The organism is Novipirellula galeiformis (assembly GCF_007860095.1).
In the GTDB taxonomy this organism is placed as follows: domain Bacteria; phylum Planctomycetota; class Planctomycetia; order Pirellulales; family Pirellulaceae; genus Novipirellula; species Novipirellula galeiformis.
The window spans coordinates 415,087-440,663 of record NZ_SJPT01000005.1; the positions used below are offsets into that span (position 1 = coordinate 415,087).

The 25,577-nt window shown below is 54.9% G+C and carries 18 protein-coding genes; 5 read left to right on the plus strand and 13 right to left on the minus strand.

From position 1 onward, the window contains the following. Window positions 1–90: 90 nt before the first annotated feature. The 13 genes from Pla52o_RS15460 to Pla52o_RS15520 all read right to left on the minus strand — a co-directional run bounded on the left by Pla52o_RS15460 (window position 91) and on the right by Pla52o_RS15520 (window position 11,817). On the minus strand, window positions 91–1,134 hold the full coding sequence (locus Pla52o_RS15460; protein ID WP_146595496.1) for an NADH-quinone oxidoreductase subunit B family protein: 1,044 nt from the start codon (window positions 1,132–1,134) through the stop codon (window positions 91–93). Window positions 1,135–1,168: 34 nt separating this feature from the next. Beyond that, entirely contained in the window at window positions 1,169–2,035 is an 867-nt protein-coding gene (locus Pla52o_RS15465; RefSeq protein ID WP_146595497.1) for a formate/nitrite transporter family protein, read from the minus strand. A 57-nt stretch (window positions 2,036–2,092) separates the two neighbouring features. Beyond that, complete coding sequence (gene hypE / locus Pla52o_RS15470) at window positions 2,093–3,184, minus strand: hydrogenase expression/formation protein HypE (RefSeq protein WP_146595498.1); 1,092 nt, start codon at window positions 3,182–3,184, stop codon at window positions 2,093–2,095. A 6-nt stretch (window positions 3,185–3,190) separates the two neighbouring features. Beyond that, window positions 3,191–4,330 (minus strand): hydrogenase formation protein HypD, encoded by a 1,140-nt coding sequence (gene hypD / locus Pla52o_RS15475; RefSeq protein ID WP_146595499.1) that lies wholly within the window; start codon window positions 4,328–4,330, stop codon window positions 3,191–3,193. Continuing rightward, a complete protein-coding gene (locus Pla52o_RS15480) occupies window positions 4,327–4,602 on the minus strand; it encodes a HypC/HybG/HupF family hydrogenase formation chaperone (RefSeq protein WP_146595500.1) in 276 nt (91 codons plus the stop codon). The genes hypD and Pla52o_RS15480 overlap by 4 nt, the downstream gene beginning before the upstream one ends. A gap of 147 nt (window positions 4,603–4,749) precedes the next feature. Continuing rightward, the gene (gene hypF / locus Pla52o_RS15485; protein ID WP_146595501.1) at window positions 4,750–7,116 is read right to left on the minus strand and encodes a carbamoyltransferase HypF; all 2,367 of its coding nucleotides are present in this window, start codon (window positions 7,114–7,116) and stop codon (window positions 4,750–4,752) included. A gap of 324 nt (window positions 7,117–7,440) precedes the next feature. Next, window positions 7,441–7,953: a ferritin gene (locus Pla52o_RS15490; RefSeq protein ID WP_146595502.1), complete on the minus strand. Its 513-nt coding sequence runs from the start codon at window positions 7,951–7,953 to the stop codon at window positions 7,441–7,443. Between the two features lie 89 nt (window positions 7,954–8,042). Continuing rightward, window positions 8,043–8,252 carry a dodecin gene (locus tag Pla52o_RS15495; RefSeq protein WP_146595503.1) on the minus strand — a complete coding sequence of 70 codons (210 nt, stop codon included), beginning with the start codon at window positions 8,250–8,252 and terminating at the stop codon, window positions 8,043–8,045. A 176-nt stretch (window positions 8,253–8,428) separates the two neighbouring features. Further along, entirely contained in the window at window positions 8,429–8,779 is a 351-nt protein-coding gene (locus Pla52o_RS15500) for a hypothetical protein (RefSeq protein WP_146595504.1), read from the minus strand. A gap of 19 nt (window positions 8,780–8,798) precedes the next feature. Further along, window positions 8,799–10,016, minus strand: coding sequence for an AI-2E family transporter (locus Pla52o_RS15505; protein ID WP_146595505.1), 1,218 nt, complete (start codon window positions 10,014–10,016; stop codon window positions 8,799–8,801). 348 nt (window positions 10,017–10,364) lie between these two features. Then, a complete protein-coding gene (locus tag Pla52o_RS15510; protein WP_146595506.1) occupies window positions 10,365–10,565 on the minus strand; it encodes a CsbD family protein in 201 nt (66 codons plus the stop codon). 132 nt (window positions 10,566–10,697) lie between these two features. After that, the gene (locus Pla52o_RS15515; RefSeq protein WP_146595507.1) at window positions 10,698–10,880 is read right to left on the minus strand and encodes a hypothetical protein; all 183 of its coding nucleotides are present in this window, start codon (window positions 10,878–10,880) and stop codon (window positions 10,698–10,700) included. 466 nt (window positions 10,881–11,346) lie between these two features. Further along, window positions 11,347–11,817 (minus strand): PA2169 family four-helix-bundle protein, encoded by a 471-nt coding sequence (locus tag Pla52o_RS15520; protein WP_146595508.1) that lies wholly within the window; start codon window positions 11,815–11,817, stop codon window positions 11,347–11,349. Between the two features lie 623 nt (window positions 11,818–12,440). Between Pla52o_RS15520 and Pla52o_RS15525 the strand changes: the two genes are divergently transcribed. The 5 genes from Pla52o_RS15525 to Pla52o_RS26945 all read left to right on the plus strand — a co-directional run bounded on the left by Pla52o_RS15525 (window position 12,441) and on the right by Pla52o_RS26945 (window position 25,565). Beyond that, a complete protein-coding gene (locus tag Pla52o_RS15525) occupies window positions 12,441–13,226 on the plus strand; it encodes an N-formylglutamate amidohydrolase (RefSeq protein WP_231612385.1) in 786 nt (261 codons plus the stop codon). Further along, window positions 13,223–15,217, plus strand: a complete 1,995-nt coding sequence (locus Pla52o_RS15530) for a flavohemoglobin expression-modulating QEGLA motif protein (protein ID WP_146595509.1) — start codon at window positions 13,223–13,225, stop codon at window positions 15,215–15,217. Before Pla52o_RS15525 ends, Pla52o_RS15530 begins: the two co-directional genes overlap by 4 nt. Further along, on the plus strand, window positions 15,214–16,260 hold the full coding sequence (locus Pla52o_RS15535; RefSeq protein WP_146595510.1) for a glutathione synthetase: 1,047 nt from the start codon (window positions 15,214–15,216) through the stop codon (window positions 16,258–16,260). The genes Pla52o_RS15530 and Pla52o_RS15535 overlap by 4 nt, the downstream gene beginning before the upstream one ends. Before the next feature lie 364 nt (window positions 16,261–16,624). Continuing rightward, on the plus strand, window positions 16,625–16,840 hold the full coding sequence (locus Pla52o_RS15540; RefSeq protein WP_231612386.1) for a MerR family transcriptional regulator: 216 nt from the start codon (window positions 16,625–16,627) through the stop codon (window positions 16,838–16,840). 139 nt (window positions 16,841–16,979) lie between these two features. Continuing rightward, the gene (locus tag Pla52o_RS26945; RefSeq protein ID WP_197169270.1) at window positions 16,980–25,565 is read left to right on the plus strand and encodes a PAS domain S-box protein; all 8,586 of its coding nucleotides are present in this window, start codon (window positions 16,980–16,982) and stop codon (window positions 25,563–25,565) included. The last annotated feature ends 12 nt before the right edge of the window (window positions 25,566–25,577 follow it).

A 25,577-nucleotide genomic window follows, 5' to 3' on the forward strand; every position in this document is an offset into this window, starting at 1 on the left:
ACAGGGTTCCTAGCGGGGTGAATGGAAACAAATGGGGCCCACGGCGATCGCAATTACGGTCATCGTTACTTCGCAAAGCGACGCGTGGGCTTAATGCTTAGGCTTGTAGCCTGTGGTCAGTTCCTTTCGGTTGTGTCTCCAATGGGGTTCTTTATTGAGTTTTCGCTGAGTGATATTTCGCAGCGCTTTGATGATGCCACCGTAGACCATCGATCCGGCCGACGAGACGTAACTGCCGGGCGGTGGATTCATGAACGGCATGAATTTGTCGGGGAACCCAGGCATTGTGCAACCAATACAAATTCCACCGACGTTGGGACAGCCGCCGATGCCGGCCATCCAACCGCGTTTGGGCACGTTGCAATTAACGACCGGTCCCCAGCAGCCGAGTTTGACCAAACATTCGGGTTGACCGTACTCGCTAGCGAAACGGCCCTGTTCATAGTGACCACCGCGATCACAACCTTCGTGCACGGTCGAGCCGAACAGCCATTTCGGTCGCAGTTTGTCGTCCAGCGGAATCATGGGTGCCAAGCCGGCAACTTGGTAGAGCAGGTACAAGAGTGTTTCCATAAAATTGTCGGGCTGAACCGGACAACCGGGAACATTGACGATCGGCAGCCCCGCTTTGGATTTCCAATCCCAGCCGAGATAGTCGGCCAATCCCATACACCCGGTCGGATTACCTTGCATGGCGTGGATGCCACCATAGGTCGCACACGTGCCCGCGCCCACGATCGCCAACGCTTTGGGAGCGAGACGATCGATCCACTCGTTCGTCGTGATCGGTTGACCGGTCTCTTCATTGGTCCCCATCGCGGCCCAATACCCCTCACCGCTCAGATTCTCGTTGGGAATCGAGCCTTCGACGACCAACACAAACGGGTCGAGCTCGCCGCGCTCGGCCATGTACCACCACTTCATAAAATCGTCACCGACTTCATAGGCCAAAACGGGATTGTGCAAATGGACTTTCGGCAAGCCGGGGATCGCGCCGAGCACCACATCTTCGATACTCGGTTGCATCGCTGCGGTGATCGAAACGGAATCTCCATCACAACCCAGCCCGGTGGTCATCCACACGATATGGATCTCTTTCACGTCGGGTTCCCGGTGCGCTTGGATCGTCTTCATCGCAGATCTCCTATGCAGGACGCTTGAGAAACGGTTAACGGTGAACGCGTGCGGAAGTCATCTCGGTAGGATCGTCGGGTCGCGCGTGAGTGTGTTTCAATAACGCTAGAAAAACAGGGCCACCGATGGCATTGCCCAAGGTGGTCCAGAAGAGGAAATAACCGAAGTCGGCAACCGTCGTCTCGCGGGAGGTAAAGACTCCGGCAAGCACTTCGACGGTGCCGACAATGCTGTGGTGCAAATGACCGAGCCCGATCGTCGCGGTGACCAACCACACGATCACGATTTGGCTGATCGTGTCGCGACCGGCAGCCACCAACCACGACAATAATCCCATCAACCAGCCCGCCAAAATCCCGCTGACCAAGATTACCGGCGGTGCATGATGAACGACGCTGTGAGCAATCTCGGTAAAGACGACTGGATCGATCACCCCGAGCGCAGGCCCCAAATAAGCAACCATTCCAGCGAAGGCAACCGCCCCGAGAATATTGGCGACGTAGACGATCGCCCAAAGTCGCAACAACCCGCTCAGCGACGCTTGGCCGCTGAGCACCGGCAACACCGCCAAACTGGTTTGTTCGGTGAACAATTCGGAGCGGCCTAAAATGACCAACAGGAAGCCGAACGCATACATGTTCGCGACCAGCAAATCGACCACGGACTTGGGCAAATCGTCTTGCAGCAACGTCTGCATCACCGCCATCAAAAACAGACTGAATCCAATTTCGAGTCCCGCCGACAAACCGGAAAAGAACAGCCGAACGGAGGAGCGTTGGAAGGCCGCCAACGCCTCCTTCAATTCGTGACGCATGATCTGCTGAGACGGCTTCTTCGGCTCCGTTTCGTGCTCCGACGCATCCTCGGAGTTCAAGTCCGTTTCGGATCGTTCTTTGCCCATGGTTGCCACTCCTTTCGCGGCAATGGTTGCGCAACGTTGGTAGGCGAGATGGATTCATCAACAAATCCTCGGCAATTGCTCACCCGCCAACATCGTCACCACACGTTGGCCTCCGATCAAACTGCGCATCACGACCATGCCGGGGTGATCGGCAACGACATGCCCAATCACCGCAGCGTCACGCCCCAAAGGATGTTGTTTCATCACCTGCAACAGAGATTGGCAATCAGGTTCGGGGACCACCACAATCAATTTTCCTTCATTAGCGACGTACATCGGATCCAAACCGAGCATCTCGCATGCCGAATGCACCTCCGGGCGCAGCGGAATCGCAGACTCGTCTAACGCCACCCCGACTTCGGATGCCGCCGCCAATTCATTCAACGTGCTCGAGACGCCACCACGTGTTGGATCACGCATCACGCGAATCGATGGACAAGCCTCGAGCATCGCTCGCGTCAAACCATTTAGCGCCGCGGTGTCACTCTGCAATGCCGTCTCAAATTCGATCCCCTCGCGAGTCGACATGATCGTCATCCCGTGATCGCCGATCGTACCTGAAACGATGATGCGATCTCCAGGACGGGCATGATGGATCGACAAATGGTGATTGACCTCATGCACTCCGATCCCGGTCGTCGTGATGAATACCTCATCCCCTTTGCCCCGATCGACCACCTTTGTGTCGCCGGTCACCAAGGTCACCCCAGCTTCGACGCATGCCTCACGCATCGACACCACGATTCGCCGCAGCGACTCGATCGAGAACCCTTCTTCCAAAATGAATGCAGCGGAAAGGAACCGCGGCGTCGCGCCCGAGACGGCTAAATCGTTGACCGTCCCGTGCACGGCCAATTTGCCGATGTCCCCGCCAGGAAAGAACAGCGGTTTGACGACAAAGGAGTCGGTGGTGAAGGCGATTCGAGGCCCGCCGCGGTGCTGGCCAGACGCCGCGTCGGGCGACCCAAGATCGAGGGTCGCGGAATCCTCTAGCGCCAAAAGCACATCGTTACCCAACTCGGCCAAGAAGACACGCTGGATCAAATCCGCGCTCAATTTACCGCCGCTACCATGTCCCAGCAGCACACGCTCGTATTGGTTTCGAGGTGTCGGGCATGTCATGCGGTCAAAGTCGGCGACGTGCGTCATGTCGGCTCAATCGGCGGGTATAGGAATGTTGTGAAGTTGGCTTGACTCGTCTTGAGCGTGAAGAAAACGGCCGTAGTTGTAGTACGCCGCACAGGCGCCTTCGGACGAAACCATCGTCGCCCCCAAGGGATGCTCGGGCGTGCACTCTTTTCCAAACGCCGGACACTGGTGCGGTTTATGAATGCCTTGCAAAATCATGCCACTGATACATTGGCTGGATTCCTGGACCTCCATGTCGCTAACCTCGAATCGCTGCTCCGCGTCGAAGCCCTGGTACTCATCACGCAAGCGATAGCCGCTCTTGGGAATCGTGCCGATGCCGCGCCACTTGCGATCGGTAATGTCAAATACCTCTTCAATCAGCCCCTGCGCCGACCGACTTCCTTCGCGTTGGACCGCACGGGCGTATTGATTGTCGACTCCGACTTCCCCTTGTTCCAACATTCGCACACAGCGATAGATCCCTTCCAACAAATCGACCGGCTCGAACCCCGTCACCACGATTGGAATTTGAAAGCGATCGGCCAACGGTTCGTACTCTTCGTACCCCATCACCGAACAGACATGTCCCGCGCCCAAAAATCCTTGCACGCGATTGGTCGGTGATGACAGAATCGCTTCGATCGCTGGCGGCACCAAGACGTGGGAAACGAGCACGGCAAAGTTTTCAATGTTTCGCTTCTTGGCTTGCCAGACCGCCATCGCGTTGGCGGGCGCCGTCGTCTCAAACCCGACAGCGAAGAAAACCACCGTTTGACCGCGGTTTTGTTCAGCGATTTGCAAGCAATCCAATGGCGAGTAAACAATCCGCACATCGCCGCCACAGGCTTTGACGTCAAATAAATCGCGGTGACTGCCGGGAACACGCAACATATCGCCAAATGAACAAAAGATCACATCGTCACGCGATGCAATCTCAAGCGCCTTGTCGATCAATTCCAACGGAGTCACACAAACGGGACACCCCGGCCCATGGACCAGTTCCACGTTCTTGGGCAACAGTTCGTCGATCCCATAACGCACAATCGTGTGCGTTTGGCCGCCACAAACCTCCATGATCGTCCAGTCCCGCGTCGCCACATCCGCGATCGCTTGTTGCAACTTCTTGGCCGCCCCCGCGTCTCGGTACTCCTCTTGAAACTTCACAGCGTTGACTCCAATTTCGAGTCCGATTGATCTGTGTCTAGCTCTTCAAGATCGTCCATATTCCGCAGAAACTCGAAAACCTTCTCCGCTTCTGCTTCGTCGATTACTTGCAACGCAAACCCGACATGCACGATCACGTACTGGCCGACTTCGACCTCGGGAGTCAGGTTCAAACAGACCTGCTTCGAAACTCCACCGAAGTCGACTTTCCCCATCAACACCTCGTGCTGGAGGAACGTTTCAGTCACCCTTCCGGGGATACCAAGACACATCGACTCACTCGCTTTTTGAAGAACATGGAGGATGCAGCATCCACCTAACGTATCACGCTAACGCAACCACTGGATACTGTTAAATTTCGATTTCTCCGATTTTCAAGGCTTTGTCACCGAGTGCGAAAACGTCGATGAAAGGGACCGTCAACGGCGCGCGTCGGTCTGCAAAAGGCGTGCCGCAATGGCAAGTTGGCCGAGACTCAAACCCCCATCGTTCGCAGGAACTTGGTGGTGGACAAAGTGCCGAAGCCCTTGCTTTTCGAGCTGTTGTGTTACCAAACTGCGGAACAAGCTGTTGCCAAACACACCGCCACTGAGCACAACCCGATCGAGCCCAACGACAGCGGCAATTTGGCCGCAAACTTGCCCGACCATGGTTGCCAATGTGTTGTGGAAACGACGGGCAATCGTGGCGACTTCGACGTTGTTTTGCTGGTCGCGATGAACACCGCGGATCAAGGGACGCGTATCCACGCCCCATCGCGAACCTGCTTCACCATCGCGCACGAAGCATGGTGCGACGCAGTAGCATTCGTCTGAGTCTCGCTGGGTTGCAAGCGACTCAAGATCGATCGCCGCTTGGCCTTCAAAGCTGACCCGTTGGCGAACTCCCGCGATTGCGGCAACGGCATCAAAGAGTCGTCCGGCGCTGGATGTCCATGGCGAACGGACGCCCCGATCGATCATTTGCCGCACGACACGAATCGCCGCGGGAGAAACCGGCGTCGCGAAACCTCGACCTCGTTGTGTTTCAGGATTCGAGTCTTGAAAAAACTCAGCGACGCCCGCACTCCATTGCTCCACGTCACATCCCGCATCACTCAAATAACTTAGCGCCATCCGCCACGGTTCTTTCGTCGCTTGGTCACCACCGGGAAGTCGCACCGGACGCAAATGGGCCACGCGCTGAAATGATTCGTAACCGCCAACCAAAAACTCTCCTCCCCAAATCGTTCCGTCCGTGCCATAGCCGCTGCCATCAAAAATGACTCCAATCACCTCACCTTGGAGTTGATGTTCGGCCATACAACTCGCCAAATGGGCGTGATGATGCTGAACCGCCAACGTCGGTATCGTCTCTCGCTCCGCACGCGCGAGTGCATAGGTCGTTGATGCGTAATCAGGGTGCAGATCATGAACCATACAGCGAGGATGAATCCCGAACATCGACTCGTACAGTTCAATGTCTCGCTGGAATGACTCCAAGGCCGCCAAGTGATCGAGGTCTCCCATGTGATGACTCAAAAAGGCATTGCGTCCGCTCGCTAATGCAAAGACATTTTTCAATTGACCGCCGACCGCAAGACACGGCAGGGAGCATGCCATCGGCAGTTTGATCGGCATCGGTGCATCGCCTCGCGAACGACGCACCGGCGATTCTCGTCCTGCGATCACACGGGTCACCGAATCATCGCAACGCACGCGAATCGGGCGATTGTGCACCAGAAAAACATCCGCGATCCCGCTCAATCGCTCGGCCGCGTCGCGGTCATCATACGCGATCGGTTCATCGCTGCGATTACCGCTGGTCATCACCAAGGGCTTGTCGCCGACCCCATCCAACAATAACTCATGCAGCGGTGTGTAGGGCAACATCACCCCAAGGAATGGATTGCCAGGCGCGATTGTATCCTTGGTTGATGCCTCACCCGCTCGCTTGCGCAATAAAACGATGGGCCGCCTCGGCGAGCAGAGAAGTTCCCGTTCGGCATCGTCGAGCACACACCGCTGCGCCGCTGCATCGACATCACGAACCATCACGGCAAACGGTTTTTCATCGCGATGTTTACGTTGACGCAGTGCGATCACTGCAGCGTCATTGGTTGCATCGCAAACCAGATGATAGCCTCCGATCCCTTTCATCACTCCAATCTTGCCACGCCCGATCGCTACAACAAACGCAGCCAATGGATCGGCGGATTCCATCGGCACTCCCTGTCCATCGAGCAACTGCAATCGAGGTCCACAGTCCGGACACGCGATCGGTTGAGCGTGAAAACGCCGATCCCTTGGATCGTCATACTCGGCGCGACAGGCCGAGCACATTGCAAACGTGGCCATCGTTGTATTGACGCGATCATACGGCGCACGATGAATGATCGTCAGCCGCGGACCACAATGAGTGCAGTTCAAAAATGGATAGCGATAGCGGCGGTCCGAGGGATCAAACAATTCGCGTCGGCAATCCACACAGGTCGCCACGTCCGGTGAGACAAAAACCTGGGTCGACGAAGCGTCCTCACTCGCAATGATCCGAAAGCGAGAATCATGCTGTGCCGGAATCGAACGCCAAGAAAGGGTATCGATCCGCGACAACGTCGGGGCCTGTGAACGCAAACATGCCGTGAACCGGTCGAGGTCCGCGTCGCGGCCCTCCACCTCGATCCACACCTCGCCGGATCGATTTTGCACCAACCCAGCCAACTGCAATTGCGAAGCGAGCGTATAGACAAACGGCCGGAAGCCAACTCCCTGGACGATCCCCGCTACCGTGAACGCTCGCCGCTGCATTGAATTCACTCCCCCTTGGCTCGCCACCGCTCCGATGGCTGCATTGAGACGAATTCAATGTACTCGATGCGTACGCGCTTTGAGGTTGCGCGTTTGTATTTCCGGGCAAAGCTGCGGAAGTTTAGCTGACCAAACCCCACGGGCTAGGCAAATTGCTAGACCTTCAGCCCACAACCTATCGCAGCCCGCACCCTATCGAATAACGCAACTTCAAAACCCTCGCTTCGGGTTAGATTTTGATTTCCTGCATCCCTCCACAAACCGTACCGCTTTGTCAAATAAGCGGTGGAGTCATTTCGGGTTGTTGCGATGCCAATGGCCGAACTAGTGGGCGGTGACGTTGAGCGGCAGACTGCGTTCGGCGAGCGTATTGTCAAAATCGAGGATCGCCGCAGGGTCCTCGGCCACCATCTTGATACGGGTCAAATTCGCTCGCGCCGATTGCTCCTCTTCCACCTGCTCGGTAATGAACCACTGCAACTCGACCAACGAGGCAAAGGCTTTCTGGTCCATCGCGAGTTGAAACAGGGCATCGATCCGTTGCGTGTTCTCTTTCTCTTGCTGCAACGCCCAATCAAAGATTTCGACGATCGAGGCAAAGTTTTCACGCGGGGGATCGACTTGTGTGAGCGTCACTCCAACATTACGAGCGAGCAAGAAATCATAGATTTTCATCGCATGGGTGTATTCCTCTTGGGCTTGTGCGCGGAGCCAACCGGCACAACCGCTGAGTTGTTCGCGCGAGCACCAAGCACTCATCGCGAGGTACGAATACCAAGAAGACAATTCGCAGCAAAGTTGCTCGTTTAAAGCGTCGGTTACTTGTTGGTGTGACATTGAAATTCGCTTTCGTTTTCGTAAAAAAGTAGTGGTGCGCTACAGCACATTTCCCATTTCGAGCTTCACGCACGCAGTCGCGATCGTTGTCAATCGTTGAGCGTGAACCCAACCTTGATCGTGACTTGCCAATGGGCGACCTTGCCGTCGACAATATCGCCGCGTGTCTCGACGATCTCGAACCAGCGGAGATCCTTCAAGGTCTTCGCGGCTCGCTCGATCGCGTTTTTCACAGCGTCTTCAATGGACGATGGTGAAGTACCGGTCAGCTCGATCTTTTTGTAAATGTGGCTAGACATCGCGATTGCTCCGAGGGGGATTACAGAACCGTCACCTACGTGCGTGACTGTTCATAGTATAACGCTGCCCGCGCTAGCAATATTGGATTGAAATTGCCCGCAGATCCGGGAAACGACCATTCCAAACGCACGACGTGCGGCGTCCGATGAAACCGCAATCGCAGCAATCGTTTGATCTAGGCGTCGGTCGCGGAGCTGATGTTGGCGGCTTTCGATGGTGACGTGTCGCTAGGATTTTTGGACTCCCAACGTGCCAGGTCGGCAAACTGTTTTGCTAGTTTTTCCGACATCGACGACAACGCACCCCCACGATGCATCGCACAATCACGGCACTTCGCCTTCACTCGAGTCTCTAAGTCGACTTGAAACGAGGCTTTCTTCTTCCCCACATAGCCACTCATCAGCAACGTCTTTAACAAACGTTCGCTGCGATCGACTGCGGGATCCGCCGTACCACTTAACGATTCGCAACACAGCGTCGCAAGGGCGTCCAAACTGGCTTCAATTTCAGGATTGGTTTCGTTCATGTTTTTATCTCGCAATAGTTTAGGTCGTGGATGGACCGTTAAAAGAAACGACTTCAGTCGACACTTCGACAACACACTTTTCGGTTTGAGTCTCAGCAGCTTTGTTGGTTTGCGGTTCATGGTCCGTACTCTCAGCCCCTAAGATCGTCGCCAACGGCGTCAATCCCTCGAAGCCTTCACAAGCCATACGCATCGCAATCAGGATCGGAATCGACAAAAACACCCCCATCAATCCCCACATCCATCCCCAGATCACGATCGACAAAAACACGAGCACAGGACTCATGCTCATCGACCTTCCTAAGATCGCAGGTGTAAGGAATTGCCCTTCGATCGAAGTCAACGTCAAGAAGGTGCCAGTAACGACAAACGCATAATACGTTGCTTCAAAGTTGACCAGCGCGGTGACAAAGATAATGCACGCTCCAGCAACGGCCCCGATCATCGGAATGAAATTGAATGCGAACGCCATCACGCCCCAAACGATCGGCGAGGGCATCCCCAGCAACCCCATCGCGGTGCCGACCGCAACCCCCAACCCCGCGTTGATTACCGAAACTTGAGCAAGGTAGCTGCCTAAGCCTTCCTGTACATTTTGAATCACCTCGATCAAACGACGGCGCGCAGTGAAACTAGGCAGCGTCCGCATAATGCTGCGCAACAAGTCATCACCGGTTGCCAACAAAAAATAGAGCAGCGCGCCACAGATCGTTAGAAACGAGACGATATTGCCCGTGCCACTGAGGTACGACAGATTGCTCGCCCAATTGGCTTGCTTGATTTCAACCGGCACGGGCGTCTCTTCCTCAGCGACACCGACTTCCTCGGCCTCTGCTGTTTCAGCCAACTCTTCGGTCGCCGCGTCCACCGCTCTCAATCTCTCGGTGATGAACGACAATTTTTCCTTCACTACCACTAAATGACGCGGCGTGTCGGCGATGATCTCCTGAGCGGGCTGAATCACAAGGTAGGTGCCCAGACCGAGCAACACGAGTATCCCCAGCATCGTACCGATGGCCCCGATCGAAGGCGGGATACCGATCCGGCTGCCGTGCCGGACGATCGGCCGCAGCACCAAGTACACAACCATGGCGGTGACAATCGGGACCGCCAAACTGCGGGCAAAATAGAGGGCGTAAAGCACCAACATGAACGCGCACACGCGGATCGAAATCAATCCGCCCCTGCGGGCGACTGGCCCGGCATCAACCGTGTTGTCTACCTCTGCGCTCATCATGGTTGCCTCGGTGTTAATCCGCCCACGATTGGTTGAACGCCAACTCGGCCGAATTTCGTCCGCAGTGAGATTCACCCCACCACTCCTTTGTCTTTCATTGCATCCTCTGCTTTGCCATCCGTGTTCCAGTCTTTTCGACCGCGCCGGCGGGGAAAGCGCAACGCCCACTTTTTGAATCTGAAGCTGCACACCGTTCATCGATCGCCGTTCATCGATCGCCGTTCTCATCACCCGCCGTGACGCGAGGGAAAATCGCGTTTGACTCGATCCCTCACTGACACGCCGGGTCAGCACTTATCAAGGACAACGGCAATAGCGCCACTGCAATACGTCCGCCTTAGAGCCTGATCAACGGCACGACGATTCAAAGTCATGGACTTGTCGCTCCGCCTCGTCCTTGGCGATCCCATAACGCTCTTGAACTTTCCCTACAAGTTCTTCGCGTTTGCCATCGATGACATCGAGATCGTCCTCGGTCAAGTCACCCCATTTCTGTTGTGCTTGTCCCTTGACTTGTTTCCACTTGCCTTGAATTTGGTCCCAATTCATTGTTCTGTTCCTCTGTGTTAGGTAAGCCAAAATGAATCGCCCCACGGGGCGAACCGCTTTAAAAATGAGAAGCACTTTCTGGGCCAATCGAATTCAATCGATTGCAAATCAGGCCCCCGATCGTAGAAAGCGTTATTCCCTGTCGACGTCGACGGTGATCTCGCCCGTGTCGGTCGAGCGTTCGACCTCAACACCACCATTGGGTGCATCGACATCGAGCAATGTCTCCTTGTGGTCGCAACCAGCAACGAAGAATCCCACAACGAGTGTGACGGCTAGCAGAAAAAGACGGAGGGCATCATCAACGGCGTTCATGAGAATCCTTTGTTCGCAAACGAGAAAACGAGTCAGAGAAACGGAAAATGGAGAGATTCAAGAATGGGGCTCAACGATCCAACAGGAACCACAATCAGCCCACTCAACAACAGCACACCCCCAATGACGATGACGATGACGATGACGATGACGATGACGAAACCGAAGGGCCCCAATCAAAGATTGCTTGCTAGGGCCGGTGCACACTGGGTCCCGTGTCGCAATGACGGCGGCGTGACCACGTGAAGATGATTACCACCATCGTGGACATGCTATCGCCATGTTGCAAAGCGACGTCTTTGCGCTCGCGCGAATGAGCCATCACAGTGCCTAATTCCGTGCTTCATTACGGCTATCGCTCCACAGTCCAAAGGCCGCAAAGCAACAACCTCACTACGCCGTCGCGAGGCCCCAGTGACGTGCTATCGCCCCCGCCTTCCCTTGGGCGTCAACGACATCGGCGGGACTATTGATTCTTGTACGAATCTCGCAAATCACGCACCTTGTCGTGCCCTGCTTTCACCACCGCGTACTGCGAGATCAAGACGTCGTTCATCGCACTACCGGCCGTCTCCTTCAACACGTCCTCATAGGCCGCTTTGATGTGATCTTCGCCTCGCTCGGCTTCAATCAGAATGACATACGGATCACCTCCGTTGAGCTTGCTACGGACGTTGATCCAAGCGCGGTGGACACCGGCAGTGGCCGAACCGTCGTCTTCGGCTTCAGCGCCGTTCCACTCGACGTAGTTTTGCAACTCGGTGGCCAGTGCAGACCTTTCGTTGGCGATCTCACGAAACAGGGTAGAGAGCGCGGCGTCATCAACCTCTTCGGCCGACTCGCGAAATCCATCGTAAGCGTCAATGTTCGCGCGGATTAGCTTCTGCAGTTTGGTCAGCGTGGTTTCGCTAAGCTTGTGCTTTGTTTCAAGACTCATGACTAACTCCAATCGATCATAGGGTGGTTTAAAATGTCGTGTTAGGATGAGCACGACACTCTCGCCGCGCTCACAAAAACGAAAAAGCAAACCGTGTGCCGCTCGGTATTTGGGGCGACAAAGGACGCCAGCTCCCCCTGAACTTGACCGCAAATCGCTCAAACTGCTCGAACGACAAGCGTCCGCTCGCGGGGGGACGCTCTGCGGGATCCGAGCGGTAAGAGGGCACCGAATCGGAGCACTTGAGCGGCGACGTCTCGCCTCCTGCTTCTCGCGTGCTTTCACTGTGGAACGCGCCCTCACAGCCGCACGTGTTCACCACGCTCCGCCAACTAACCTCTCGCCTTCTCGCGTTTTCGCCTTCTCGCTGCATCGTGCATTTCGCCACCGGAGCAACGTTCATCCAAAGGTGCTTCCGCCGGTGTGCCACACGATCGCCCGTGCGGTACCTGATCACCGGTGTGGTACCTGATCGCCCGTGCGGTACACGATTTGCCAATGCATCTCACTAGGCTCTCACGAGGCTCTCACTAGGCAACGTGGTGGCATCGGCTCCCACTCGATCTCTCACCACCGCTGCATCGTGTCTTCTTCAACCGCTTCGTTTTTAGGAATTTGAAATCGTGGCAATCACACCTCACTGCATCTTTCAACGGGGCGCGGGGCCGATCATTGCGGCGGCGATTCATAATGGGCACGACACGCGTCGCAGCATCGAGCGACGTTTGGCGATCGACGAAGACGAGCAACGTCGAGAGGAAGATCCGATCACGGGCGAATGGACTCAGATTGCCAAAACTCAGATCGTCGGTTTGCGTTCTCGCTTCGAAGTCGACCTGAACCGACCGCGTGACAAAGCGGTCTACCAGAGACCGGCTGATGCTTGGGGCATGAAAGTCTGGGACACCCCGCCCGATCCCAAGATGATGGAAGCATCGCTTCGTGAGTACGACCAATTCTATGCCGATGTGGAAGCGTTGTTGCGAGAGAAGGTCGCTCAACACGGGCGTGTCGTCGTCTACGACTTGCACACCTACAACCATCGTCGCGACGGCGTGGATGCCCCGCCGGCCGATCCCCACGCCAACCCTGAGGTCAACATTGGCACCGGGACAATGGATCGCGAATTCTGGGCTCCCGTGGTCGATGGTTTTATCGCTGCCCTGCGCGGCTACGACTTCCACGGTCGCCGTTTGGACGTTCGCGAGAACGTGAAGTTTCGGGGTGGATACTTCGGGGAGTGGATTCACACCACGTTTCCCAAGCAAGTCGGTTCGATCGCGATCGAATTCAAAAAGTTCTTTATGGACGAATGGCAAGGTGATCCTGACCCGTACGAAGTGGAGTGCATTTACGAGGCGTTGGAGTCCACCGTACCGGCAGTCGAAGCTGCACTGGAACGATTGTGAACACTCCCAACGGGCAAACCGCCAGCGAGAGCCCATCGGCGGAAACTAAATTTGCGAAGATCGCCGCTGCGGCATGCGCTCGGTTGGCAAAGAACGAACGCGTTCGCCGAACGTTGCCAGGCGAGGGTCGGTTGAAGTTCGATCGCCAGCTTCCGTTTCTGTGCGTTTATCGCTCGCCCATCGACCGCGATGACAAGGGTACACGCGAGTTGGTGACCACCGAAGCCGCTTACCTATTTGCGTCGGCCGCGCCCCAATACCATCCGGGTTTGTCAAAGTTGTTTGCCGCGATCTATACCGCGATGCAAGAACACTTTGGTACGTTCCTGTTGATCGAGGTGTGGTCGATGGACGAGCGTGAAAGCGACCTGAACTCGCGCCCGGCGTTTGAAATCGTCACCCCGGAGCTCGACTCGTTGCCCTCAACACTCGAGGTACTGCAGCGTGCCTTGTCCGAGATCACCGTCTACGGTCATCCGTCTCTCGTCAGCTCACGGTACGCAGCGAGCGTTGCACCGTTTGGGACCGCCCCCATTGTCCCGACCGACTTGGAAAATGCGTCTGCGGGGTGCTGCACGATCGGATTGGCGGTCAACCCGATCTATCGCGACCGCAAATCGGGATCGGTTTACCCGATGGTTTTACAGATCTTGCGGCGGCAATTGGCTACTGCGTTTCGAAAAGCGATCGCCGAATTCACGGGTACCAAAAACAAAACCCGAAAGCTCCATTACGAAACCTTCGGCCCCTCTTCGTTGGTAAAAACATGCCGCTTGATCGACCAACAACTCTGTGAGGTTTCAGAGTCATTTGACTTTCTATTGCAAGTCACTCCCACGAACACCGATGAGCTGTGGGAACAGTTCCAAGCGAGCGGCTATCGCGAGTTGGCGCCGCTTCGATACCGCCCGCTACCCTATCACCCCAATCGACTCAAACGCCAATTATTTGAGATCGAGATTGAACGAGTCGAAGATGCCACATTGGCTTATCTCTTTTCGGAGAAACAAGACGAGATCGATCGACAATTAACAGCGTTGCGTGACCTGAGCATGCCAGCGCTCACCACAGCTCATGTTCAACCATCGAATTTCTTGACGACCAGTTTGCAATTGTATGGTCGCCCGGAAGACTCGCTCGTCGAACTGGCCGACACCATCCTCCACACGATCGCCACTCTCCCAGCGCGTTCCGAGAAGATCACATCAGCAGCCGAACAAACAGAAATTGGAGAAGAAGCCGACTGCATCTCGGCGACCGAACTTGTCGCTCAAGCTCGCGACGAAATCGACTATTACCACACCAAGATGAATGAGTTCAGTGCCACGGTCGAAGTATCCGACTCGATCGCCGCCGGGATCATGGTGTCTCAGGATCGCTTGCTGATCGATCGCAATCTCCGCATCTCGCCCCAGCGGGTCGAAGCGTTACTGCATCATGAAATCGGCACTCATTTGCTAACGTATTTCAACGGTCGCTGCCAACCGTTCCGACAACTCTACGCAGGCCTAGCTGGCTACGAGGAATTGCAGGAAGGTTTGGCGGTATTGGCGGAATACCTTTGTGGCGGTTTGACGCACGGTCGCCTCCGCACCCTCGCCGCTCGCGTGCTCGCCGTCGATTCGATGGCCCAAGGAAATTCGTTTGCGGCCACCTTTGATTTACTGCACCACACACACCGATTCCCTCCACCACGGGCATTCAAGACCGCGCTACGTGTTTACCGTGGCGGGGGTTTTAGCAAAGACCTGATCTACTTGCGTGGGCTGCGAGATCTACTGGACTATTTGGATTCGGGACACGAGATCGACCCTTTGTATGTCGGCAAAATCGGATTGCAACATGTGCCCTACATTCAAGAGATGCGGCGGCGAGAAATCATCACACCGCCTCGTATCCTGCCTCGTTTTTGGAACGACACACGGATTCGTAACCGCCTCAAATCCTGTCGCGGAAAATCGGTCCTTAACCTGTTGGAAATCGACGAATGAATATTGGATTTGTGGTCAATGATCTGATGACAGAACAAGCCGTTTACACCACCACTCGGTTAGCAATGACCGCCGTGAATATGGGGCACAAAGTCTACACCCTAGGGGTGGGAGATTTCGTCTATGCGCCGGACGGAGCGATTCATGCGTGCGCATGTTCGGTCAACGGCGATGGCTATGAATCGCAGGAAGATTTTTTGAATGAACTGAAGGACAAACAATCCAACGGTTTAAAGGTGTCGCTTGATGACTTGGACGTACTGCTGCTGCGGAACGACCCGTCGGAGGACGCCGCAGAACGCTCATGGGCTCAGACCAGCGGCATTCTGTTCGCCCAACTCGCCGCAGCCCGTGGCGTGATCGTGTTGAACGATCCGGAGAACTTAGCCAACGCCATCAACAAAACCTACTTCCAACACTTTCCGGAGCAAGTGCGACCTAAAACATGCATTAGCCGTGACACCAAGGAGATCAAGGCGTTTATCGAATCCCAAAAAGGGAAAGTCGTGATCAAACCGCTCCAAGGCTCTGGTGGCCAGAGCGTGTTTCTGATCGAAGAGGATGAAAAGGCAAACATGAACCAAATGATCGACGCGGTTTTGCGCGACGGTTATTGCATCGTCCAAGAATATTTGCCTGCGGCGGCCGAAGGCGATGTGCGATTGTTCGTGATGAATGGCCGACCGCTGTTCTATCAAGACCACTACGCAGCCTTTCGTCGCGTGAACAAGAGCGGCGACGCACGCAGCAACATGCATTCGGGTGGCCAGTGCGAAGCGGCCGAAGTGACCGACAAGATGCTCGAATTAGTCGAAATCGTACGCCCGAAACTCGTCCGAGATGGCATGTTTTTGGTTGGTTTGGATATCGTCGACGACAAACTGATGGAAATCAATGTGTTCAGCCCCGGCGGACTCGGCAGCAGCCAGCAACTCACCGGAGTCGACTTTACCGTCGCCATCATCCGTGATCTCCAACGCAAAGTCCGCTACAAGCAATATTACGGCACACGCATGCGCAACGTCGATCTCGCCACGCTCTAAGGGCAACACCGCGAAATCGCTCACGTTTGCGGCGCCAGGCCGTCCCGACGGCTTGCATCGTAAAACGCTGGGCAACTCGCGTCGCACCGCGATCCAATTCGAACTTCCATTTTGGCGCCTTGGAAGTGGGCGACGTCCGTTATGCAGGGGAAAAGGTTCAGCGGCGAGAATGCTTGCAGCGAATGCTCCGCGAGAACGCAATCGACCCCAACGCCCCCACCAATGGTGGGTCGAAACGAGGTCGCCGCAGCGTCTTGAATCCTTCGTTGCTCGACCTCAGACGCTTAGGGGGAATTGACGAAACCTCCGTCGCCCTCTTCAATTTGAGACCGTCTCAATGTTTGTAAGGTTTGGAAGGTGTGCGATGGGTGTCAAATCAATGGTGGGCAAGCTCGACGGCATGCTTCGCGTAGGCGAAGCGGCCGAGTACTTGAGCGTGACGACCGAAACGCTACGGAATTGGGATAAATCGGGCCGACTTGTTCCGACACGGCATCCGGTGACCGGGTATCGCTATTATCGGCAAGCGGACCTCGAGGCGTTTCTAAAAGCCATCGTCGCCAAACGCGAGCCGCAATGAACGACATAGGCGAACGCACCACCAAGCTATCTGTGACAGCGGAGTCGCAGATTGCGAACCGCATCCCCAAGGATGATCTTGGGCCACCCGAAGCGAACGCGGCAGTGGCACGAGGTGCCCGCCAGCGAGGAACAAACGCATGAATCATGGCAATCATTCGCAACACGATCGCGTCGTCGATTCCTCGCCGTTGATTGTCGGTGTAGGAGCTTCGGCAGGTGGACTCGAAGCGTTCCAAGAACTATTGACGGCGCTGGGAAACACCCCCGGGTTGGCAATCGTATTCGTTCAACATCTCGATCCGCATAGCCAATCGTTGTTGGTCGAACTGTTATCACAATCAACTTCGATGGACGTGATTGAGATCACCGACGGTATCGCGTTGACCACCAACACGGTTTACGTCTGCCCGGCGCAGAAGTTGCTTGAACTGCACCGCGGTTCGGTACGCATTCTGAATCCAGACGAAAAAATTCGCCGCATTTCGACGATCGACCATTTCTTGCATTCGATCGCTGAAGACCAACGGGACCGAGGGCTCGGCATCATTTTGTCGGGCACCGGCAGCGATGGAACGCTGGGACTTAAAGCGATCAGCGACCGCGGAGGCTTGACGTTTGCTCAAGACCAAGCCTCGGCCAAATACGATGCGATGCCTCAGAGTGCTGCAACAGCGGGCGTCGCGGATCATGTGATGCCACCCCGCGAGATTGCCGCAGAACTACTGCGTTATGCCAGACATCTGAGGGACCAAGTCGAATCCGCCTCTCCGGTTCGCTTGCAAGAACAGATTGAAGCCGCGATTCCGGTGATCGCGGAAATGTTGATGAAGGCAACTTCGCATAATTTCCAGCATTACAAATCCAGTACGCTGCAGCGCCGCATTCAGCGGCGAATGCAAATGCTGAAAACCGCTTCGGTAGAGGCCTATCTTGCCCATCTTCAACAAAACGAGAACGAGCTCCAGGCTCTATTTCGAGACTTGTTGATTGGGGTCACCGCATTCTTTCGAGACCCCGAAGTCTTTGCGGTTCTCCGCAACCAGGTATTGCCAAGCATATTCGAAAATCGGGACTCCAATGACCCGGTGCGCATTTGGGTTGCGGGTTGCGCCAACGGGTCAGAAGCTTACACGATGGCGATCTTGTGCCGCGAAGTCATGGACAACATCCCCACGCCGCCCGAGGTCCAAGTATTTGCCACCGACATTGATGAACGTTCCCTCGCGATTGCCCGCAATGGCAAGTACCCATTGGGGATCCAAGATCACATCAGCCCCGAGCGATTGCAGCGTTTTTTTGTCAAACAGGGCCAGCAATACCACGTTACGAAGGAGCTTCGTGAGCTGGTTCTATTTTCACAACACAATTTGATCAGCGACCCTCCGTTCTCGCGTCTCGACCTGATTTCATGTCGCAATCTGTTGATTTATCTCGGACCACATCTGCAAAAAAAACTAATCCCGCTGTTTCATTATGCCTTGCGTCCTGCGGGTTATCTGCTTCTTGGTCCTAGCGAAAGCATCGTCTCGCATGGTGAATTATTTCGCCCCATCGATGTCAAGTCGCGCATTTCGCAACGCAAAGGGACCGCGATTGGATCGGCAACTCCGACGGGATTCCAACCGCGAGCCGCGACGTCATCACAAGCCATCCCTATCCCCGGCACCCCCGTCGATTTGACGGAGATGATGCAGCGGATCGCGCTCGACGAATTCACACCGAAAACGGCGGTCATCAATGAATCCGGCCAAGTGCTAACGTCGTCGCCGAATATCAAAAAGTACCTGAATCTGACCACCGGTCCATTTGAAAACAACATCGTCAAAATGGCGGCAAGTGGATTGCAAATTGGCTTGCGTGCGGCGATTTCAGAAGCCAAACGGACCAGCCGTCGAGTCCAACACGATCATTTATCGCTGCATGACGGCGACCAAGTGCAACGAGTGATGTTGACCGTCCAACCGATGCCTCGCTTGGGTGAAGACGAGCCCTTGTTCTTGGTCGTTTTTCACGATGTCGGCTTACCCATCCAACGTGATGGGCACGAAGCACTCACGCCGCATGCTCACCCCGACACCGATTCGTTGATCCTGCAGATGGAAAATGAATTGGCGACCACTCGCAGCGATCTTGAGCGCATGATGCAGGACACCGAAGCCACCAATGAGGAGTTAAAGTCGTCCAACGAAGAATTGTTGTCGATGAACGAAGAGCTGCATTCGACCAACGAAGAATTAGAAACTTCGCGTGAAGAGATCCGCGCCAGCCGCGACGCCATTGCCAATATCAATAGCGACCTCGAGAACTTGTTCCGCAGCACGCAAATTGCCACGATTTGTCTGGACAACAACCAAAATACCCTGTGGTACTCTCCCGCTGCAGCTCAAATCTATCGGTTGATTGCAACCGACATTGGTCGACCGCTGAGTGACATCTCGCATGTCGCATTAAAGATGCCCGCGATCCCCGACGCCGAGGATCTTTCGGGCGACCACGTGCGAATCGAAGATGAGATCGAAACGAACGACGGACGCTGGTTCCTGCGGCGCGTGCTGCCGTACATGCGAGGTGACAAAGCCGATGGAATGATCTTGACCTTCATCGACATCACGCTGCAAAAACAGTCAACGATTCGCATGGCGACGGAACACCAAGTCATCCGACTGCTCGCCGAAGCAAAATCGTTTGACACCGTGGTCCCCAAAGTGCTCAATGCGATTCGCGAAACGCTGGGGGCCGACATCTGTGCCATTTGGCTTCCCGACGCTCAGCACCAAACGTTGCGATGCACGGACGCCTCGGTTTGGCCAAACGACGCCAAGATGGAGCAAGTCGCCGTCCAAAACCAAGAATTTGAGTTTACGAAAGGCCAGGGGCTACCCGGCCGTGTCTGGCAATCGTTAACCGCGCAATCGATTGAAAAACTGGCCGAGGACACCGATTTTTCTCGCACTCACGCTATTGCTGCGGGACTGACCCAAGCGATGGCGATGCCCATCGTGGTCGGAACGGATTTCTTTGGCGTGATTGAAATTTTCTCGCGACACCCAGGGAGATACGAGCAACCATTCCTGGCGATGTTACAATCGATGGGAATTGAATTAGGACAGTTCATTCGGCACACCCAAGCCGATGCGAATTTACGTGACGAAGAGGCTCGCAAGTCTGCGATCCTAGCCTCGGCACTCGACTCGATCATCACGATGGACGTCGATGGCCGGATCGTCGATTTCAATCCCGCAGCCGAGAGCACCTTTGGTTACAAACAACACGAGGTGAAAGGGCGATTACTAGCCGAAGCCATCATTCCCGAGGAACTGCGTGAGGCGCACACCCGCGGACTCAACCGCTACCTAGCATCGGGCGAATCGACGATCATCGGCCGTCGGGTTGAAGTGACAGCGCAGCGATCCAACGGCGAAATCTTCCCTGTCGAACTGGCAATCAACGCGACAAAATCGCGTGATGGTTCACCTTTTTTTACCGCCTACCTTCGTGACATCACCGAGCACAAACAATTTGTGCAAACCATCTTTGATCGCGATGAGCGGATTGTTGCCCTCCTAAACTCCACCGCCGAAGGCATCTACGGCATCACCCCTGAAGGCGTTTGTACGTTCGCCAATGCATCGTGTGGCAAACTTCTAGGCTATGCGGATCCGGATGAACTCGTAGGCAAACACATGCATTCGTTGATCCACCACACACGACGTGATGGCACGACGTGCGAGCACGATGAATGCCATATCTACGATGCCTTTCGAGTCGGCGCCCAAGTCCATATCGACGATGACATTTTCTGGCGCTCCGATGGAACACCGTTTGATGTTGAGTATTGGTCGTACCCGATGATCCGGGATGGCCAGACGATCGGTTGCGTGGTGACGTTTCTCGATGTAACGCACCGTAAGGAAGCCGAACAGATCGTGGTCAATCAACGCGAGGATCTCGAACTGGCGTTTCGCGCGGGCCGTTTGGGTTCGTGGAAATGGAACATTTCCGAAGATCGTGTCACATGGTCCGATCACTTGTACGCGTTGTTGGGTTATTCGAAGGATCAATTCACAGCCACGTGCGCAGGATTTCTGCAGATCATCCACCCCGACGATCGCGACTATGTTCAAAGTCGGATTGACGCTATGTTCAGCGGCAGCTGCGAAGAATTCGAAATGGATTTCCGCGTCTACCGTGGGGACAATCGGCAAGTCATCTGGACCTACGGTCGCGGAGTAATCGATCGCGATGCACACGGTAAACCGCTAAGCATCACGGCGGTGGCCAGTGACGTTAGCGAGCGAAAAAAATCGGAGTTAGACTTGATCCAACGAGAGCGAACGCTCTCATTGGCGCTGGACGCGGGGCGCATGGGCAGTTGGGTTTGGGACATTCCTAAAAACCAAATCACATGGTCCGATCGCTTGCACGTGATGTATGGCTATGACAAAGACGCATTCAAGGGGACCCCCGCGGGCTTTGTGGAAATTGTCCATCCCGAGGATCACGGGATTGTCGAGCAAGTCATTGATTCCGTGCTTCATTCGAAATCCGAACGCGAAGAATTCGAGGTCCGCTGTATTCGCGGAACCGATGGGCGCGTCATCTGGACTCAGATTCATGGAGTGGTCGATCGCGACAAACACGGCAACGCATTGCGAATCACCGGGTTTGCCGTCGACATCACGGAACGAAAGCAACGTGAATTGAACTTGGCGTTTTTAGCCAATTTACAATCGTTCTTCGTCAACTCGTTGTCCGCGGACGAGATCATTCGAGAAGCGTGCTCACGCATCGTCAATTACCTGCAACTGTCGCGTTGTTTGCTGGCCGAGATTGACGAACAAAACGAAACCGCCAACGTGTTCTATGAACATCCCGCCGACAACGATCTTCCCAGCATGATGGGGCGTCATCCGCTTGCGGATTTCCATCATGATCAAGAGAGAATCGAACTGCTGAGCGGTCACCCCATCGCCATCGACGACTGCCAAAGTCAAACGCGGCCCGCCGAATCGGTGAAACATTTCGCTGCATGCAACATCGGTGCCTTGTTTGCGGCCACCTATATCAGCGGTAGACGCTTGAAGTTTGTTTTGGCGGCAATCCAAAGTGAACCTCATCATTGGCAAGAAGACGAACAAGAATTCCTGCAAGATTTTGCATCGCGTGTTTATGTTCGGCTCGAGCGTGCCCGAGCCGAAGATGCATTGCGAGATAGCGAAGAATTCAATCGAACGATCATTGAGAGCAGTCCAGACTGTATCAACGTCCTCGATTTAGAGGGCCGCATTTTAACGATGAATACCGCAGGAATCGCGTCGTTTGAAATCTCGGAGTTTGAAACATGGCGTGACAAACCCTGGGAATCGTTGTGGCCTACTGAGAGCCATCCCAGCGTACGCCAAGCATTGACCGACACGCTTGCGGGAGGGACGGGGAACTTCCAAGCGTTCTGTCCCACTGCAAACGGAACGCCCAAGTGGTGGGACGTGATCGTGACCTCGGTCCGTGGGGTCTCGGATCAAATCAAGTTTCTCGTCGCCGTTTCCCGCGACATCACTGAGCAAAAGCGATGGGAACTGGAATTGGCGGATCGCGAAGCTCATTTGCGCCGCGTCATCAACAATCAATTGGGACTTGTCGGCGTCATCGGACCCGATGGAAAACTGTTGGAAGTCGACGATCGTTCGATGAGTATCGCGGGGCTTTCACGTGACGATGTGATCGGTAAACATTTCGCCGAGTGTGCGTGGTGGACTTACGATGACTCGGTGGCGAATCAAATGCGTGACGCCATGGAGCGTGGGTTTGCGGGCGAGACGGTGCGTTTCGACGTTGGGTTGTTCTCGAAACAGGGGGCGCCCTTAATGATCGATTTCATGATGGCACCGGCTTATGATGCGCACGGTAATATCGAATACCTGATTCCCTCGGGCGTTGATATCAGTGATCGCTACGCAGCGCAGATGCGTCTCATTGACAGCGAGCGACGGATGTCGATGGCACTCAAGGCCGGCAACATGGCCGCCTGGGAATGGACCCCAGAGAAGAGCATTTGGGAAAACTCGCTCTTTGAATTGCTGGGGATACCTCGCCAGGAAAACCCCTCGTCGGATTTATTCTTTCGCAGCGTCCACCCTGATGACGCTCCCGCGCTCCGATCGATCTGGTCGGCTGCCACCGAAAAGGGCGAAAACTATGAAACCGAATTCCGGATCATTCGCCCCAACGGCGACGTGATCTGGTTGGCCGCGGTCGGTACCATCATCTGCAACGAACAAGGCGACATCACCCGGATGCATGGTCTCAATTGGGACACGACTGACAAAAAGGAATCCGAGCGACGAATTCTCGCCAGCGAAGAACGATTGCGATTAGCACTCAGCGCTGCGGAGCTAAAACTATGGCAATGGCACGTCCACGCGGATGAGTTCTATCGGGCCGGTGAGCTAAGTGAATACTCGGGATTGGAGTCGGCTAAACCAATCGGCGGCCTTGACGCATTCCTTGATCTGGTTCATCCCGATGATCAACACCATGTCGAACAAGCATTGCGAGACAGCCTGGAAAAAGGCACACCCTACCGATGCGAGTACCGCATTCGTCGTTCTTCCAAAGCCTATCGATGGGTGATGTCGCTAGCACACCTTTCGCTCAAAGACAGCCAATCACCGCTGCAAATGATTGGCATCGAGTTGGACATCACGACGCGACGTGAATCGGAAGAAGCAATCAAATCGGCACTCGAAAATTACGAAAGCAGCAATACGAAACTACAGGGCATCTTCGATGTAACCCTGATCTTTGTCGGAGTCATTGACCTGGATGGTAACGTGAGCGAGGTCAACGAAGCGGCCACCACGGGATGTGGTTACACTCGCGATCAAGTCATTGGCAAGAAATTCTGGGAGGGTCCCTGGTGGCGTCGATCCGCGAAGGTACGGAACTCGATTCGCGAATCGTTCCAGCGTGCTGTCGCTGGCGAAACCCTCGAAATGGAACTGGATTACTCGGTCGCCGACAACTCGAAACGGACCGTTCAATTCCGCATCGCACCGGCACGCAATGAAAAAGGCGAGGTCATGTTCGTGGTGCCCAGCGGCGTGGATATCACCGAACGAAAACACAACGAACGCGAAATCCGGCTCAGTGCTCAACGTTTAAGTGTTGCGGCGAAGTCCGCCGGGTTTGGCATGTTGCACGTCGATTTACGCACTCAGAAAGTGTTATTCTCTCCCGAATTCAAGCGAATCGTCGGCTACCCCGCGGATCACGCATTCAAACTCGAACCGAGTCAGACGCCCTCGTTTGTTTATCCCGAAGACGTCTCCGCCTATCAAAACCATTTCCAACAAGCCACCCAAACTCGCCGTCAACCGCTGACACCGCTTGATCTACGCATCATTCGCCGGGACGGGAAACTCCGCTGGGTACGTCTGCAAACCAAGACGTTATGGATTAAAGACAATGAGGGAAACAAACGCCCGTCGCAAATCATCGGCACGTTGTTAGACATTACCAATCAACATGAGTTTGAACAGTCGCTCAAGGAGGCTCGGCTCCAAGCCGTCGCCGCCAACGAATCCAAGAGTGCCTTTTTGGCGAACATGAGTCACGAAATTCGCACGCCGATGACGGCGATCTTAGGCTATGCCGATTTGATCGCCGAAAAGGTCAACGACGACGAAACGCTCGCACACGTGCGCACCATCCGACGCAACGGCGGATTCCTGCTCGATATCATTAACGACATTCTCGATTTGTCAAAAATCGAAGCTGGCAAGTTTGAAATCAGCCAACAACGATTCGCCCCCAACCACTTGGTCGAAGATGTTCGCTCGATCATGGAAGTGCGTGCGGCGGAAAGCAATTTGGAACTTGAAGTCGAATATCGCGGCAAAATCCCCGCCGAAATCATCTCCGACCCCAAACGTCTGAAACAAATCCTGATCAATCTCGTCGGAAATGCGATCAAGTTCACCCCCGCAGGAACGGTAAAAATCATCGTGCATTACGTCGATGAACCAACAGACGCGGGCTGGTTGCGAATCGAAATTGTTGACTCGGGCATCGGCATCAGCCAGCAACAACAACAGCGATTGTTCCAACCGTTCTCACAGGGCGACGGCAACGTCAATCGCGAGTTCGGAGGCACCGGACTCGGGCTGGCGATCAGCAAACGTTTGACCGAGATGTTAGGGGGTGAAATTTCCGTCAAGAGCGAACTGGGCAAAGGCAGCACGTTCACCGTAACGATCGCGACCGGCGACATTGCCGGGGTGCAAAAGATCCATCCGCAATTGACGACCCAGCCGCCTCCCAATGCGACGCCTGCGGAATCGGTGGCCTTGGATTGCCACGTTTTGGTAGTCGATGATCGTCGTGACATCCGCTTCCTCAGTAAGTCGCTGCTTAAAAAAGCAGGGGCTAAAGTCGATGAAGCCGAAGACGGTGAAGTCGCGATCCGGATGGTGGAAACGATGATCAGCCAAGGCCGATCTTACGATCTGATTCTGCTCGATATGCAAATGCCAAGACTCGATGGATATCAAACCGCCGAGCAGCTTCGCAAACTTGGATTCAGTGGCCCCATCATCGCCTTGACCGCGGACGCGATGCAAGGCGACATGACTCGCTGTATCGATAGCGGTTGCAACGACTACCTGAGTAAACCCATCAACGTTGAAAGGTTGACTCAAATGGTTTACCAATTCACCCACAAATAAATCGCAGGCGTG

Coding starts and splice junctions, on each gene's coding strand:
- Pla52o_RS15510 (WP_146595506.1), bottom strand. CDS start 10,565: ATGAATTGGGACCAAATTCAAGGCAAGTGGAAACAAGTCAAGGGACAA.
- Pla52o_RS15490 (WP_146595502.1), bottom strand. CDS start 7,953: ATGTCACACCAACAAGTAACCGACGCTTTAAACGAGCAACTTTGCTGC.
- Pla52o_RS15515 (WP_146595507.1), bottom strand. CDS start 10,880: ATGAACGCCGTTGATGATGCCCTCCGTCTTTTTCTGCTAGCCGTCACA.
- Pla52o_RS15500 (WP_146595504.1), bottom strand. CDS start 8,779: ATGAACGAAACCAATCCTGAAATTGAAGCCAGTTTGGACGCCCTTGCG.
- hypE (WP_146595498.1), bottom strand. CDS start 3,184: ATGACGCACGTCGCCGACTTTGACCGCATGACATGCCCGACACCTCGA.
- Pla52o_RS15460 (WP_146595496.1), bottom strand. CDS start 1,134: ATGAAGACGATCCAAGCGCACCGGGAACCCGACGTGAAAGAGATCCAT.
- Pla52o_RS15520 (WP_146595508.1), bottom strand. CDS start 11,817: ATGAGTCTTGAAACAAAGCACAAGCTTAGCGAAACCACGCTGACCAAA.
- Pla52o_RS15465 (WP_146595497.1), bottom strand. CDS start 2,035: ATGGGCAAAGAACGATCCGAAACGGACTTGAACTCCGAGGATGCGTCG.
- Pla52o_RS15540 (WP_231612386.1), top strand. CDS start 16,625: ATGGGTGTCAAATCAATGGTGGGCAAGCTCGACGGCATGCTTCGCGTA.
- Pla52o_RS15480 (WP_146595500.1), bottom strand. CDS start 4,602: ATGTGTCTTGGTATCCCCGGAAGGGTGACTGAAACGTTCCTCCAGCAC.
- Pla52o_RS26945 (WP_197169270.1), top strand. CDS start 16,980: ATGAATCATGGCAATCATTCGCAACACGATCGCGTCGTCGATTCCTCG.
- Pla52o_RS15535 (WP_146595510.1), top strand. CDS start 15,214: ATGAATATTGGATTTGTGGTCAATGATCTGATGACAGAACAAGCCGTT.
- hypF (WP_146595501.1), bottom strand. CDS start 7,116: ATGCAGCGGCGAGCGTTCACGGTAGCGGGGATCGTCCAGGGAGTTGGC.
- Pla52o_RS15505 (WP_146595505.1), bottom strand. CDS start 10,016: ATGATGAGCGCAGAGGTAGACAACACGGTTGATGCCGGGCCAGTCGCC.
- Pla52o_RS15495 (WP_146595503.1), bottom strand. CDS start 8,252: ATGTCTAGCCACATTTACAAAAAGATCGAGCTGACCGGTACTTCACCA.